Origin of the sequence: Vibrio chanodichtyis (assembly GCF_028863985.1) — a bacterium.
In the GTDB taxonomy this organism is placed as follows: Bacteria; Pseudomonadota; Gammaproteobacteria; order Enterobacterales; family Vibrionaceae; genus Vibrio; species Vibrio chanodichtyis.
The window spans coordinates 154,952-170,492 of the sequence record NZ_JARBFT010000003.1; the positions used below are offsets into that span (position 1 = coordinate 154,952).

The 15,541-nt window shown below is 48.2% G+C and carries 9 protein-coding genes; 8 read left to right on the forward strand and 1 reads right to left on the reverse strand.

The genetic code is table 11. The features are described from left to right. Positions 1-52: 52 nt before the first annotated feature. The 6 genes from PUN32_RS04360 to PUN32_RS04385 all read left to right on the forward strand — a co-directional run bounded on the left by PUN32_RS04360 (position 53) and on the right by PUN32_RS04385 (position 9,292). Complete coding sequence (locus PUN32_RS04360) at positions 53-1,306, forward strand: aromatic amino acid transport family protein (RefSeq protein ID WP_274721951.1); 1,254 nt, start codon at positions 53-55, stop codon at positions 1,304-1,306. Positions 1,307-1,396: 90 nt separating this feature from the next. Further along, positions 1,397-2,758, forward strand: coding sequence for an L-serine ammonia-lyase (locus PUN32_RS04365; protein ID WP_166013088.1), 1,362 nt, complete (start codon positions 1,397-1,399; stop codon positions 2,756-2,758). 318 nt (positions 2,759-3,076) lie between these two features. Next, positions 3,077-4,264 carry an efflux RND transporter periplasmic adaptor subunit gene (locus PUN32_RS04370; RefSeq protein ID WP_274721952.1) on the forward strand — a complete coding sequence of 396 codons (1,188 nt, stop codon included), beginning with the start codon at positions 3,077-3,079 and terminating at the stop codon, positions 4,262-4,264. Next, the gene (locus PUN32_RS04375) at positions 4,264-6,222 is read left to right on the forward strand and encodes a MacB family efflux pump subunit (RefSeq protein ID WP_274721953.1); all 1,959 of its coding nucleotides are present in this window, start codon (positions 4,264-4,266) and stop codon (positions 6,220-6,222) included. The genes PUN32_RS04370 and PUN32_RS04375 overlap by 1 nt, the downstream gene beginning before the upstream one ends. Before the next feature lie 245 nt (positions 6,223-6,467). After that, positions 6,468-7,868 (forward strand): asparagine--tRNA ligase, encoded by a 1,401-nt coding sequence (asnS, locus tag PUN32_RS04380; RefSeq protein WP_274721954.1) that lies wholly within the window; start codon positions 6,468-6,470, stop codon positions 7,866-7,868. A 233-nt stretch (positions 7,869-8,101) separates the two neighbouring features. Then, positions 8,102-9,292 (forward strand): amino acid aminotransferase, encoded by a 1,191-nt coding sequence (locus tag PUN32_RS04385; protein WP_274721955.1) that lies wholly within the window; start codon positions 8,102-8,104, stop codon positions 9,290-9,292. A gap of 113 nt (positions 9,293-9,405) precedes the next feature. Here PUN32_RS04385 and PUN32_RS04390 read toward each other — a convergent pair whose 3' ends face one another. Then, on the reverse strand, positions 9,406-11,289 hold the full coding sequence (locus PUN32_RS04390) for a methyl-accepting chemotaxis protein (RefSeq protein ID WP_274721956.1): 1,884 nt from the start codon (positions 11,287-11,289) through the stop codon (positions 9,406-9,408). Positions 11,290-11,693: 404 nt separating this feature from the next. Here PUN32_RS04390 and PUN32_RS04395 point away from each other — a divergent pair, with 404 nt between their 5' ends. Both PUN32_RS04395 and mdoH read left to right on the forward strand, forming a co-directional pair. Then, positions 11,694-13,328, forward strand: coding sequence for a glucan biosynthesis protein G (locus PUN32_RS04395; RefSeq protein ID WP_274721957.1), 1,635 nt, complete (start codon positions 11,694-11,696; stop codon positions 13,326-13,328). Positions 13,329-13,347: 19 nt separating this feature from the next. Further along, positions 13,348-15,534: a glucans biosynthesis glucosyltransferase MdoH gene (gene mdoH / locus PUN32_RS04400; RefSeq protein WP_274721958.1), complete on the forward strand. Its 2,187-nt coding sequence runs from the start codon at positions 13,348-13,350 to the stop codon at positions 15,532-15,534. Positions 15,535-15,541 lie beyond the last annotated feature (7 nt).

The window sequence follows — 15,541 nt, forward strand, 5'->3', positions numbered from 1 at the left end:
TGTGCAAAATGCGCTCCAACTTATTTCCTGTTCCCCAAATGAGTAAAAACATATGAATACTGCAACAGTGGCTACTTCTACAGCACGTTCTGCTAGTAAGTGGACCTACAAAGATTTCACCTGGGCACTGTCCCTATTTGGTACTGCGGTTGGTGCCGGTGTGCTATTTCTACCGATCAAAGCCGGTGCGGGTGGTTTCTGGCCATTAGTTATCCTGGCATTAATTGCTGCGCCAATGACTTGGTTTGCGCATAAGTCTTTAGCTTGTTTTGTACTCTCCGCCAAAAATCCAGAGGCTGACATTACTGACACGGTCGAAGAGCACTTTGGTAAAGCGGGCGCGAACCTGATCACTTTCGCTTACTTTTTTGCTATCTACCCTATCGTATTGATTTACGGTGTAGGTATCACCAATACCGTTGATTCATTTCTGGTTAACCAAATCGGTATGGAATCGATCCCGCGTTGGTTGTTATCAGGCTCACTGATTGTGGCGATGACGGCTGGAGTGGTATTTGGTAAAGAGTTGATGCTGAAAGCCACTTCTGCCATGGTTTATCCATTGGTATTCATTTTGTTAGCACTCTCTTTCTATCTGATCCCAGATTGGAATATGTCGATGATCGAAGTCGCGCCTGACTGGTCAGCAATGCCGGCTATCGTATGGCTTGCGATCCCAATCATCGTGTTCTCCTTCAACCACAGCCCTATCATTTCTCAGTTCTCTAAAGAGCAGCGCCAACAGTTTGGTGATAATGCAGTGAAAAAAACCGACATGATCACTGGCGGTGCCGCCATGATGCTGATGGGTTTTGTGATGTTGTTTGTATTCTCAGTCGTACTGTCACTCTCTCCAGAGCAACTGGCAATGGCTAAAGAGCAAAACATTTCGGTGTTGTCTTACCTTGCTAACGCTCACGCCTCACCAATCATCTCTTACTTAGGCCCTATCGTGGCATTTGCGGCGATCACTTCAAGCTACTTTGGTCACTTCCTTGGTGCGCATGAAGGTTTGGTCGGTTTGGTAAAATCACGCAGCAATATGCCAATCAACAAGATTGAAAAACTATCACTGGGTTTCATCGTGATCACTACTTGGATGGTGGCTATAATTAACCCAAGCATCTTAGGCATGATCGAAACCATGGGTGCGCCAATGATTGCAGCAATCCTGTTCTTACTGCCTGTGTTTGCGATGCACAAAGTGCCGGCGATGGCGAAGTTCAAGACTTCCGCACCCGTGCAGATTTTTACCGTTATTTGTGGCTTGGCTGCGATTAGTTCGGTAGTCTACGGCGCTCTTTAATCTCAACCGCTACGGCTGAGCTTAAAACACAAAAATAACTATACCAAAAGCCTCCCTGATCTCGGGGGGGCTTCGTTTTGAGGCAATCAAATGATTAGTGTATTTGATATCTATAAAATCGGTGTTGGCCCTTCCAGTTCACACACAGTTGGGCCGATGAAAGCGGGTAAAGAGTTTATTGACGAACTTCGCTCAATGGGAAAATTGCGCGACGTGACTAAAATCACCGTGGACGTTTATGGATCGCTATCACTGACAGGGAAAGGTCACCATACCGATATCGCTATCATCATGGGTCTGGCAGGCAACACGCCAGAAAAAGTGGATATCGATGCGATCCCAAGCTTTATCGCTCGGGTTACAGAAACTGAACGTCTTCCTGTTGGTATGCACTGTCATACCGTTTCGTTTCCTCGTGAAGGTGGGATGAATTTCCACCGCACCAATCTGCCATTGCATGAAAATGGGATGCAGATCCACGCTTGGATTAACGATGAAAACATCTTCAGCAAAACTTACTACTCGATTGGTGGTGGTTTTATTGTTGATGAAGAACACTTTGGTAAAGAGAGCGAATCGCTGATCCAAGTACCCTATGCGTTCCGCTCAGCCGAAGAACTACTTAACCAGTGTCAACAACATGGTCTTTCGATCAGCACGCTGGTGATGGCCAATGAAAAAGCCATGCATTCCGACGAAGAAGTGCGGACCTATTTCGCTAACATCTGGCGCACCATGCGTGAGTGTATGGAGCGCGGGATGAATACCGAAGGTATTTTACCTGGACCTTTGCGGGTACCTCGCCGTGCCGCCGCACTACGCCAACAACTACTGACCTCAGAAAAAACCACCAACGATCCAATGGCCGTCGTGGACTGGGTGAACATGTACGCGTTTGCGGTTAACGAAGAAAACGCCGCGGGTGGCCGAGTGGTTACCGCACCAACCAACGGTGCCTGTGGCATTATTCCTGCGGTGCTGGCTTACTACGACAAATTTATCCAAACCGTGACCGAGAAAGATTACATCCGTTACTTTGCCGCCTCTGGTGCCGTTGGCGGTTTGTATAAGCGTAATGCTTCGATCTCTGGTGCGGAAGTCGGCTGCCAAGGTGAAGTCGGCGTCGCTTGCTCAATGGCGGCGGCGGGTCTTGCCGAACTATTAGGTGCCAGCCCTGAACAAGTGTGTATGGCTGCCGAAATTGCCATGGAGCATAACCTAGGTTTGACTTGTGATCCGGTCGCTGGACAAGTCCAAGTTCCCTGTATCGAGCGTAACGGGATTGCGGCGGTCAAAGCCATCAACGCAACTCGCATGGCGCTGCGTCGCTCTTCTGCGCCGCGCGTGTCCCTGGATAAAGTGATTGAAACCATGCTTGAAACTGGCAAAGACATGAACGCCAAATACCGTGAAACCTCGCAAGGTGGTTTGGCGATCAAAGTGATCTGCTAATCCTCGCTAGAGATACCCAAACCACTTGGCGTTGCAGGTAGGTGGCAAGTGAGTGAGCCCCATCAGCATAGGCAAACGATGTGATTGGGGTGAAGCAACCTAGCCAACACCGCTGCTGCTTCAAGTCGCAAGGGGATCGCACTTTAATCGCTAATTTTGACCAAAACCCGATGCACTTGCATTGGGTTTTTTATTGCGGCTCGTTTCGCTTTACGTATCTTTACCTAGTTTTACGCGCACCTATCTTGTTTAAGCGCAGTAGATATTGATAAATAACCGCATCTTTTTTAACGCTTATTATCGGCGGTGTGCGGCATCATGTCTCAACATAAACTCAAACCAAAACTGATCGGATTCATCGTACTCGCGAGTGTCATCGCGAGCGTAGGCTACTTTTTTTATCCGCGTACAACGCCACCAAGTTTTGCGACTCAAGCGGTACAGCGCGGCAATATTGAATACAGTGTACTCGCGACAGGTATGGTACAAGCCTCTAAACTGGTCGCCATCGGTGCACAAGTCTCAGGCCAGATTGAAACGCTGGCCGTAGCACTCGGCGATGAGATCAAGCAAGGTGATGTCGTGGCACAAATCGATAGCCTCACTCAGCAAAACAATCTCAAAAAAGCCAATGCTTCACTCAATAGCCTAAATGCGCAAATTCGTGCCAAACAAGCGCTGCTCAAGCAAGCACAATCCGAATTTACCCGCCAAAAAGGTATGTTATCGGCCAATGCCAGCTCCAAAGCGGATTATGAGGCGGCAGAAACGACGCTGGCCGTTTACCTCGCGGAATTAGAACAACTCAACGCAGAATTAGAGCAAGCCAAGATCGCCGTTGATAGCGCTATGCTCGATTTAGGCTACACCACCATTCAAGCACCATTAGACGGCACCGTCGTTTATACCGCGGTGGAAGAAGGGCAAACCGTTAACGCCAATCAAACCACTCCGACCATTATTGAGCTGGCTCAACTCGAAAAAATGACCATCAAAGCGCAAATTTCTGAGGCGGATATTATTCATGTCCAACCCGGACTTCCGGTCTATTTCACTATTCTGGGTAACGCCAATAAACGTTATCACAGCACGTTGCGCGCGATTGAGCCAGGCCCAACCTTGATGGATGGTAATGATAAAGATCTTGCGGTCAGTAATGATCAAGCGATTTATTACCACGGCTTATTTGACGTCGACAATCCAGATCGTACCTTACGCATTGGCATGACCGCTCAAGTCTCCGTCGTATTAAATAAAGCCGAAAATGTTCTACTCGTTCCAGCTCAAGTATTAATCCGCCAACCAGGTAGAGCAGCTCGTTATCAAGTTCCGGTGTTAAGCGATGGTAAGCAAGTGATGCGTGATGTGACTGTGGGAATTAATAATAAAGTACAGGCTGAAATCACCTCGGGATTACAAGAAGGCGATCAAATTATTCTTGGTATTCCACGCCAAAACTCAGGGTCAGCGAGCCCTCGAATGGGACCTGCGGGGATGCGTTTCTAATGTCACAAGCCTTACTCGATTTGCGCGGTGTTAACCGCCTCTTCACCACCGGAGAAGAGACGCTCTGCGTGCTCAATAATGTCAATTTAACCATTCAACGCGGTGAGATGGTGGCGATTGTCGGAGCCTCCGGCTCTGGTAAATCCACCTTAATGAATATTCTTGGCTGTCTCGATCAACCGAGCAACGGCGAATACTGGGTTAATGGCCACAATACCGCACAGCTCAATTCCGATCAGTTGGCTCAACTACGCCGTGAATATTTTGGGTTTATCTTCCAACGCTATCACTTATTGGGGGATTTAACCGCGCTGGGCAATGTAGAAATTCCGGCGATTTATGCCGGACTGGATAAATCATCCCGTCAGCAGCGCGCCACTACCCTACTCAGCCGCTTAGGCTTAGCCGATCGTTTGGAGCATAAACCGAATCAGTTAAGCGGTGGTCAGCAGCAGCGTGTGTCAGTGGCACGCGCTTTGATTAATGGTGGCGATGTGATCCTAGCCGATGAACCCACCGGCGCATTAGACAGCAAAAGTAGCTCAGAAATGATGGCGTTACTGCAAGAGCTGCATCAGTTAGGCCATACCATCATTATCGTGACCCATGATATGGAGATTGCTCAATACGCGGATCGGATCATTGAAATCAAAGATGGTCAAATCTTGAGCGACACCACTCATCACCCATCTCAATTAGCCAATAAACCAGAAACGCTCGAAACCCGCTCGCGATCCAGTACTGTTGGCGCAGGTCGCAAGTTATTGGCTGAGTTAACCGAAGCGCTAAAAATGGCGCTGCTGGCCATGTCTAATCATCGGTTACGCACCTTTCTCACCATGCTAGGGATTATTATTGGTATTGCCTCGGTCGTTTCAGTGGTCGCACTGGGCAACGGTTCACAAAAATCCATTCTCGATAGCATCGCCTCGATGGGTACCAACACCATTGATGTGATGCCCGGCAGTGGTTTTGGCGACCGGCGCTCGGCACGGGTGCGCACTTTAACCGCAGCGGACGCGCAAGCGATCGCCAATTTATCCTTTGTGGATAGCGTGACCCCTACGCTAGCCAATTCAGTCACCATCAAATACACCAATCAAGCCGTGACCGCCTCCGTTCAAGGCGTGGGAGCAGATTTTTTCCGAGTTCGCGGCTATCAATTGGCCGAGGGGCAATATTGGGATCAAACCAGTGTTGATAGCTTAGCTCAGGAAGCGGTGATTGATCACAACACGCGTAATGTGCTGTTTGCCAATCAAAACCCGATCGGGCAAGTGATTTTTGCTGGCAACTTACCGATCCGAATTATTGGTGTCACCCAAGCTAAGGAGAGCGCATTTGGTAATAGTGACTCGCTCAATATTTGGCTCCCCTACACCACGGTCAGCGCGCGCATGGTGGGCAAAAATTATTTGGATCGCATTTCGGTACGCGTCAATGATGACACCACCAGTAATGCCGCTGAGCAAGCAATTATCTCACTGCTGAAGATGCGCCACGGAACGCAAGATTTCTTTACCGTCAATACTGATACCATTCAGCAAAACATCCAAAAAACCACCGCCACTATGACGCTGTTAATTTCAGCTATCGCACTGATTTCGTTGGTTGTCGGCGGCATTGGGGTGATGAATATCATGTTGGTCTCGGTCACCGAGCGCACACGAGAAATTGGCATCCGCATGGCGGTCGGTGCCAGACAACATGACATTTTACGCCAATTTTTGATTGAAGCGGTGTTGGTCTGTTTGTGTGGTGGCGTCATAGGGATTGGGCTGGCTTATTTGCTCGGAACACTGTTCGCCAGTTTAGGTAGCAATTTTAGCATGATCTACTCTGGAGCCTCGATTGTCTCTGCATTCTTATGCTCGACCTTGATCGGCGTGGTGTTTGGCTATATGCCCGCGCGCAACGCCGCTCAACTCAACCCGATCGATGCCTTGGCACGCGAGTAGATTAGCGATCAATAAGCCGTTTAATTCGAGCTTTCGCCAAAGCTAATTGATCCGCAAAGACGATGAGATTGGCAACAATTGTGCATTCAAACCACATTAAAGGTTGAAGCTAGCAAATTGACAGGTAATATGTTCGGTTGAATCTGTAAAACTCTCGACCACCCAATATTTAGTCTGTTTGTTGCGCAATGATTGCCGCAACAGCGAATGGGTGGTTCTTTATCTCAACGGAGACTGTAATAAACATGACTTACGCGCCTGTAAATGACGTACTAAGCGGCAAGCTCGCAGTAGACAGTGAAGTCACTGTTCGCGGCTGGGTTCGCACACGTCGTGATTCCAAAGCTGGAATTTCGTTTCTTGCCATCTATGACGGCTCTTGTTTCAACCCGATTCAGGCCGTGGTTCCGAATAATCTGAATAATTACGACAACGAAGTTCTCAAGCTCACCACAGGCTGTTCAGTTGAAGTAAGCGGTACAATCGTCGCATCACCCGCATCAGGTCAAGCTTTTGAGCTGGCGGCCACCAAGGTTACAGTGGTGGGTTGGGTGGAAGATGCCGACACTTATCCAATGGCGAAAACTCGCCACTCGATTGAATATCTGCGTGAAGTGGCGCACCTGCGTCCGCGCACTAACGTGATCGGTGCCGTCGCGCGCGTGCGTAACTGCTTGGCACAAGCGATTCACCGTTTCTACCACGAGCAAGGCTACTTCTGGGTTTCTGCGCCACTGATCACCGCTTCTGATGCAGAAGGTGCCGGTGAAATGTTCCGCGTATCAACGCTGGATATGGAAAACCTGCCACGTACTGATGCCGGCAAAGTGGATTACAACCAAGATTTCTTTGGTAAAGAAACCTTCCTGACCGTATCAGGCCAGCTCAACGCAGAAGCTTACGCTTGTGCGATCAGCAAGGTATACACGTTTGGCCCAACCTTCCGTGCTGAAAACTCAAACACCAGCCGTCACTTGGCGGAGTTCTGGATGGTTGAGCCGGAAGTCGCGTTTGCTGATTTGAATACGGTCGCTAGACTGGCTGAAGATATGCTCAAGTACGTATTTAAAGCCGTACTCACCGAGCGTCGTGATGATCTTGAGTTCTTTAACGACCGTATCAACAATGAAGTGATTGCGCGTCTTGAGCAATTTGTTGACTCAGATTTCGCCCAAGTCGATTACACCGATGCGATTGAAATCCTGAAAAACTGTGGCAAAACGTTTGAATTCCCAGTGGAATGGGGTATCGACCTCGCTTCTGAGCACGAGCGTTTCTTGGCGGAAGAGCACTTTAAAGCGCCAGTGATCGTCAAAAACTATCCAAAAGACATCAAAGCCTTCTACATGCGTATGAATGAAGATGGTAAAACAGTCGCTGCGATGGATGTATTGGCCCCAGGTATCGGTGAAATCATCGGTGGTTCACAACGTGAAGAGCGTTTGGAGATCCTCGATGCACGTATGCGTGAGTTTGGTATCGATCCTGAGCATATGGACTGGTATCGCGACCTGCGCCGTTACGGCACCGTACCACATGCAGGTTTTGGTCTCGGCTTCGAGCGTCTGGTCTCTTACGTAACTGGTATGGGTAACGTACGTGATGTGATCCCATTCCCACGGACTCCACGTAACGCAAGCTTCTAAACCCAGCGCACCCATAAATTGATGACATGGTTAAACCGTCTCCTGCGAGACGGTTTTTTTGATCTTATCCGAATCGAATTTCTCCCACAGCGCGGACATTGCTCTGCCCAGCAAAATTATTTGCTTATTTTCTTTACCATGCGGTTGTCACCACTATGTGAGGAAGGTATAAATACAATAAATTTGATGAGTTCCATCACCCTTTCCACCTCAACTTGACATGGATGTAAATTATGTTCGAAAAAGTCATTGCCGCTCCGGCTGACCCTATTCTTGGTTTAACTGAAGAATTCAAAAAAGATCCTCGTACCGACAAAATTAACCTCGGTGTCGGTATCTATAAAAATGAAGCAGGTGAAACCCCGGTACTGGCTACGGTTAAGAAAGCAGAAGCGGCATTACTAGCGTCAGAAAAAACCAAATCTTATCTAACTATTGAAGGAACGGCAGAGTATGGTTTGGCCGTACAAAAGCTGCTGTTTGGTGCAGATTCAAGCATCGTCGCGCAAAAACTGGCTAAAACGGCGCAAGCACCCGGTGGTACTGGTGCACTGCGGGTGGCCGGAGAGTTTATTAAACGCCAATTGGGCGATGTAAAAGTATGGATCAGCAATCCAACCTGGGCTAACCACCATAGCGTATTCAATGCCGCGGGTTTGGAAACCACCCAATATGCTTATTATGATGCCGAAGCAAAAGACAAAAGTTTTGCCGCGATGTTGGCCGATTTAGAGCAAGCCAACAAAGGTGATGTGGTACTGCTACATGGCTGCTGCCATAACCCAACGGGGATTGATCCTACGGCACACGAGTGGGAAGTGTTGGCAAAATTAATCGCAGATAAAGGCCTACTGCCGCTATTTGATTTTGCTTATCAAGGATTCGCCACCGGAGTGGAAGATGATGCGATCGGCCTACGCACTTTTGCTAAATACAATGATGAGATCCTCGTTGCCAGCTCCTTCTCGAAAAACTTTGGCCTGTACAACGAACGCGTCGGTGCTTTCACCTTAGTCGCTGCATCAGCAACCATTGCAGAAACAGCATTTTCTCAAGTGAAAGCTATCATTCGTTCTATTTACTCTAACCCACCCGCTCACGGTGCTGCTGTTGTGACTTATATTCTCAACAACCCTGCCCTGCGTGCTGAATGGGAAGCGGAAGTCACAGAAATGCGTGAACGCATTCAAGAGATGCGCACCCTGTTTGTGAAAACGTTGCAACAAGTCGGAGTTGATGCGGATTTTAGCTTTATTGAGCGCCAAAACGGCATGTTCTCTTTTTCAGGCCTTAGCCAAGCACAAGTGGCACGCCTCAAAGCAGAATTTGCGATTTACATCGTAGGCTCAGGACGCATCAGTGTTGCAGGTATGACCAAATCGAATATGCTGCCACTTTGCCAAGGGATTGCCGCCGTATTTTAATCGGTGATACCAACTGCATAAAAAAATGTGCGTAAAATTCGCTCGTAAAAAAACCGGCATATCACTGCCGGTTTTTTATTTTTCACCACAATTCCATATCAAACCGCAGACAATTAAAGTCGGAAGCGACGGATCTCTTGTTCCAGCTCATGGGATAGATCAGACAATTCGGCCGCCTGCTCGGCAGCACGATGCGCTTGCTGAGCCAGATCATTCGATACATCACGAATACCCACAGTATTACGCGTGATTTCAGAGGTCACCGAAGCTTGCTCTTCCGCCGCTGATGCGATTTGAGTCGCCATATCATTGATGGACTCAACCACCGAGTGGATCTGCTCTAAGCTCACCGAGGCCTCATTCGCATCATCTACGCTCGTATCGGCTAAGCGGCGACTGTCATCCATAATACCAACCGCTTTGCCTGTGGTGGCTTGCAGCGTTTCAATCATCTGTTGGATCTCTTTCGTCGAGGCATGGGTACGCTGACTCAGTACTCGCACTTCATCCGCTACCACCGCAAAACCGCGACCTTGTTCACCCGCACGCGCCGCTTCAATTGCCGCATTGAGTGCTAACAAGTTGGTCTGCTCGGCAATGTTCTGAATGGTTGAAAGAATAGTGCTGATTTGGTGCCCATGCGCTTCCAATTCTTGAATAACGCCGGTTGCTACCTGTACTTCTTCAGCTAACGAATGAATCGAGCGCTGAGTTTGGCCAACTTGGCCACTACCATGAGCACAAGCCGTCACCGCCTCACCCGCATTTTGCGCGGTATGCTCAGCGTTACCAGCAATCTCTTGAGTTGCCGCAGCCATCTCGTTGATGGCGGTCGCCACCATGTTGATTTCATCTTGCTGCTGAGCAATTCGTCGGCTACGCTCTTCTGCTTGTTGTGCTGTGGCTTGAGATTGTTGTGAGAGAGCCATTGAAACTTGACTCAACTTGAGCACCATAGTGTGCATATTGCTCACGAAGATATTGAAATTATTAGCGAGTTGGCCAACTTCATCATCACTGCGTGGTTCTAAGCGTTGAGTGAGATCGGCATCACCAGAAGCAATCGCTTCAAGCGCTTTCGATACACGATTTAAATCACTGAATAAGAAGCTAACCAGCCATGAGACAATCGCTACCACAATCACAGTGATCAATAAGGCTGTGGTGATCAAGCCTGTGAGTAATTCAGCATGTGCGGCGTATTCGGTGTTGCTATCCATCTGAATCGCAAAATACCAAGGCGTGTTTGGCACTGGCGCGAAGAAAAAGAACTTATCTGACCCATTAAGATTAACCGCAACCAATTCAGCTTGGCGAGCCGCACGCTCAATATTGCGCAGATCTAATGCTGAAGATAACTGAGTGACCGGTTTGAGTAGCAAAGATTTATCAGGGTGCGCTAATAGCACACCATTTTGGCCATCAATCAGCATCGTTTGCGCATTTTTACCGGCATCCATACTGATCACATCGGCGATCAATTGATCGATCAGCACATCAGCACCGACCACACCACTTAAACTGCCTTGTAAACGCACCGGCTCGGCAATCGTGACGAGCAAAGCACCGGTTATCGCATCACTGTAGGCGGTGGTGATGATCTGTTTACCGGCACTTACTGCATCTTTATACCAAGGACGGGTTCGAGGATCGTAATCCGCACGATTACGCTCTGGATGTGAACGGTACATTGCGCCTTGCGCAGAACCGTAAAAAATATCATCAAAACCACCAGCATCACGCGCCTGTTGCAAATAAGGCACCATATCTGGAGTTTCAATATGTGCGTTAAACGCTGAGCTAATCGATTTACGGATCGCAATCCAATCGGAAATACCTTTGGCGGCGGTTGAAGAAATAGCATCTGCGCGAGTATATACCGCATTGCTGGTTTGCTGTTGCAATTGACTGGCAGAAAACCAAGTCAATGCGGTCGCCATTACCACTACAGCGGATAGACTTGCACCAATTAATTTGTGTTTTAGTGTTAGTTTCATCGTGAAAAACAATATATTGGAACGAAGGGAAGAGAATAGTACCCCCTCCATGCTTAAAACGCATCCAGTTTGTCATTTTTTCTGACAACCAGTCACAGCTCTAACTTAACCATTTCTGTTATAAGAATTTTGACAAAAATTTATTTACTGCTAAACAATATTTATAACTACTTAAAATCTGAGTTTTTCGTACCAACACATATAGCTAAAGGATATATGCTTATGAATATAAAATATCTAATCAAGCCAGATTACAACAACATAGGTTGTGCATTTTTTTATGCTTCTGCTATCTTTCGCGCTGAATGAGACCTGTAATTTTCTGCGATACTGCCCAGTAAGCAAGATTACACTTAACTCTTAAGCACACTTCCTCTTTCACTTTATTATCGGTTCATTTTGATATGATTCGTGTCTCAGATGCCGTGCAACGTCACGTGCCAAAAATGGTTGTACTTATCTCCCTGTTATTCGGGGTTTCTGTGTTGATGTCTGATAATAGTTTTGCGGCAGATATTAACAATACGCCCGCCACATCAACGGTAAATTCCGAGCCAGCAAGGCCGCTCAAAACTGGCGATATAAAAGCTGTCGCTCGTTTTGCTAAAACGGGAGCCTTTGATAATGACACGGTGGTTAGAATCGCTCGTCAATTAGCGAAAAAGCCCTATATCGCCTTAAAAGACCCGCTCCCCGAAGGTTTAGCGAATATCAACTATGATCAATATCGTGATATCCGTTTTAAACCGGATAGCGCAGTATGGAAAGCCGATGGTTTGCCTTACCAAATGCAGTTATTTCATCGCGGCTTCTTCTTTCAAGATTTGATTGAAATTGCTCTGATTGAAAATAGTCAGGCCACCCATTTAAGTTATGACCCAAACATGTTCAGCGCAGGAGAAATCCTGCAGCAAAAACTGCCAAGTGAAGATATTGGTTATAGCGGATTACGGGTACATTACCCGCTCAATAGCGCATATTTAGATGAGCTGTTTGTGTTCCAAGGCGCAAGTTATTTCCGCGCATTGGGTAAAGGTAATGCCTATGGCCTTTCTGCACGAGGTTTAGCTATTAAAACCGCCGATCCAACGGGTGAAGAGTTCCCTATTTTTCGTGCCTTTTGGGTCGAGAAGCCCAACTACAATACCAATTTGATAGTAGTACATGCCCTACTCGATAGCCCAAGCGTCGCCGGAGCTTATCGTTTTTCCATTCGTCCAGGACAAAATACTCGCATGGATGTCGAAGCGGTGCTCTTCCCTCGGGTTGAGATGAGTAAAGTCGGCTTAGCCCCGGCCACCAGCATGTATATGCACTCACCAAATGGTCGCCAGCAAACCGATGATTTCCGTCCTGCGGTGCATGATTCTGATGGTCTACTGATGATCAACGGTCGTGGTGAACGCTTGTGGCGGCCACTGGCTAATCCGAACACTCTACAAATCAGTGCCTTTATGGATAACTCTCCACAAGGGTTTGGTTTAATGCAGCGTGAGCGCAATTACGCCAACTACCAAGATCTCGAAGCGCATTATGAAAAACGGCCAAGCTTGTGGGTTGAACCCGTCGGTAACTGGGGACCCGGCGCTGTAGTCTTAACCGAGATCCCCACCCAATCAGAAATTCACGACAACATTGTCGCATTCTGGAAACCAGCGCAACCGCTCGCCGCGGGCAGTGAGTACCGCTTCTCGTATCATCTCAACTGGGGTGAGCAACCAGAAGAGAACTCACAGGCAATCATTGTCAGCCGTACGGCAAGTGGCCGAGCTGATATTGCAAAACCGACGCCCAAGCGCCTATTTGTGATTGATTACCAAGTGCAAGGAACCAAACCAGCCCAGATGCCAGAGCCAAAAGTGCGTAGCAATGCTGGTGTGATCAGTAATGTGGTACTACGCGATAACCCAACCAATAATGGGTATCGTCTGTCGTTTGAATTTGATCCTGGAGAAGTCGTGCTGGCCGAACTGCGTGCTGAATTAACCGTACCAGAAACACGACCAGTGGAAACTTGGTTATATCGTTGGACTCTGTAGTCAGTATGCGGGATTTTTTATGACCAACCCTATGCTTGAACCCAATGCCTTTCAGTTAATGGGAGGCACAGCCATGCCTCCAGAGCAACACGGAGAGATGCCTGAGCAGAGCTTAAAGCGACTCAGTAGTGGCTTTCCGCGCTCAGCAACTCAAGTGGATGGGGTAACCTCCAATTCACTACGCCGCGTGTTTGTGGTCGGCTTTGCTTTATTGCTTTCGGCTTTTGCCATCATCGAAATGCGCAGTGTCTTTCTGCTCGGGGGCCTAACGCCGATTGAATACTCAGTATTAGTATTATTTGCGATTAACTTTTGTTGGATTGCCCTGGCTTTCTCCAGCTCTATCGCCGGCTTTTTAGTGCTAATCCGTCACAAAAATCCGTCTGCCACTGAGTCAGAGCTGATCACTCGTACCGCCATTTTAATGCCAACTTATAACGAAGCTCCAGACCGAGTGTTTGCCGCAGTAGAAACCATGGCTTTAACCTTAGCCAATACTGAACACGGCCACGCATTTGATTGGTTTATTCTCAGCGATACCACCGACCCAGAAGTCGCTTTAGCCGAAGAACAAGCGTTCTGGTTACTGCGTCAGCAAAGCGCCGATAAAGCTCATGTTTATTATCGACGTCGACGTAAAAACATTGCCCGTAAAGCTGGTAACATTGCGGATTTCTGCCGACGTTGGGGATCCGCTTATGATCATCTACTGGTTTTAGATGCAGACAGCGTCATGCAACCCAGCACGATCATTTCTTTAGCACAGCGGATGCAGCATGACCCTGATGCGGGTTTGATCCAAACCATTCCTGCGTTAATTAATGGCACCACCCTGATGGCACGCCTACAGCAATTTGCCGCGCGGATCTATGGTCCCATTGTCGGTACTGGTTTAGCTTGGTGGGTACAAAAAGAAGGAAACTTTTGGGGACACAATGCGATTATTCGCACCGAAGCCTTTATGAGTGCCGCCGGACTACCCCATTTATCCGGTCGTCCGCCGTTCGGTGGCCATATTCTCAGCCACGACTTTGTTGAAGCTGCATTGATCCGCCGTGCTGGTTGGAGTGTCACAATTGCCGCTGATCTCAGTGGCTCATTTGAAGAGTGCCCTCCCTCCATCATCGATTTAGCAGTCCGCGATCGCCGTTGGTGTCAGGGTAACCTGCAGCATAGCCGAATTATCGGTTCAAAAGGTCTACATTGGATCAGCCGCTTACACCTTACCACTGGGATCATGTCCTATCTTTCTTCACCTTTTTGGTTACTACTGATCCTCTCTGGCTTGTTGCTAGCACTGCAAGCACACTATATTCGCCCTGAATATTTTACTGAGCAGTTTTCATTGTTTCCAACTTGGCCGGTGATGGACTCGGCGCGAGCCTTACAACTGTTTTACATCACGATGGGTATTCTGTTTAGCCCCAAAATTTTTGGTTTACTGCTGCTGCTGTTCGATAACCAGACATGCCATACCTTAGGCGGGCGTTGCAAAGTCATACTGAGCGCGGTAACTGAAATCATACTCTCGGCTTTAGTTGCACCGATCATGATGCTTATCCACTGCGGTGCGGTGATTTCGATTCTGGTTGGACGGGACAGTGGCTGGGCACCTCAGCGGCGTGATGATGGCAGCTTGCCAATTAGAGCCTTACTCTACCGTCATCGCTGGCATACGCTAATTGGTATATGTCTCGGTTATGCAGCAATGCTCGATTCATGGACCCTATTGGCTTGGATGTCACCGGCTCTGATTGGGCTGTGGTTTGCCGTTCCTCTCTCTGGGATCACGGCGTCACATAGCATTGGCGCTTGGTTTAAACGTCGGCGCATCTTAGCCACACCAGAAGAGATCACTCCACCAGATATTGTTGTTGTGGCTCAAACCCGCCGTGAGCAGTATATCGATAATCTGCAGCAACCATGGAGTGTACCAGTGGTATTGGCCGATCCTCATTTGATTGCTTTACATATTGCCATGATGGATAAACTCCCCTCACGTCAACCGGGTAGTCACATTGAACCTTTAGATGCGGTAGCTCGGATTAAAGTTCAAGAAGCTCAAAGCCAGGAAGGTTTGCTGGCCTTGCTCACCAAAGTGGAATTGAGCTATGTGCTCGGTAATCCACTCCTGATCCAGCAAGTCGCTAAACTGCCCCCAACCATCGATAACGTGGTGTCAACCAAGGCACGTCACAGCGCTTAACACTCTA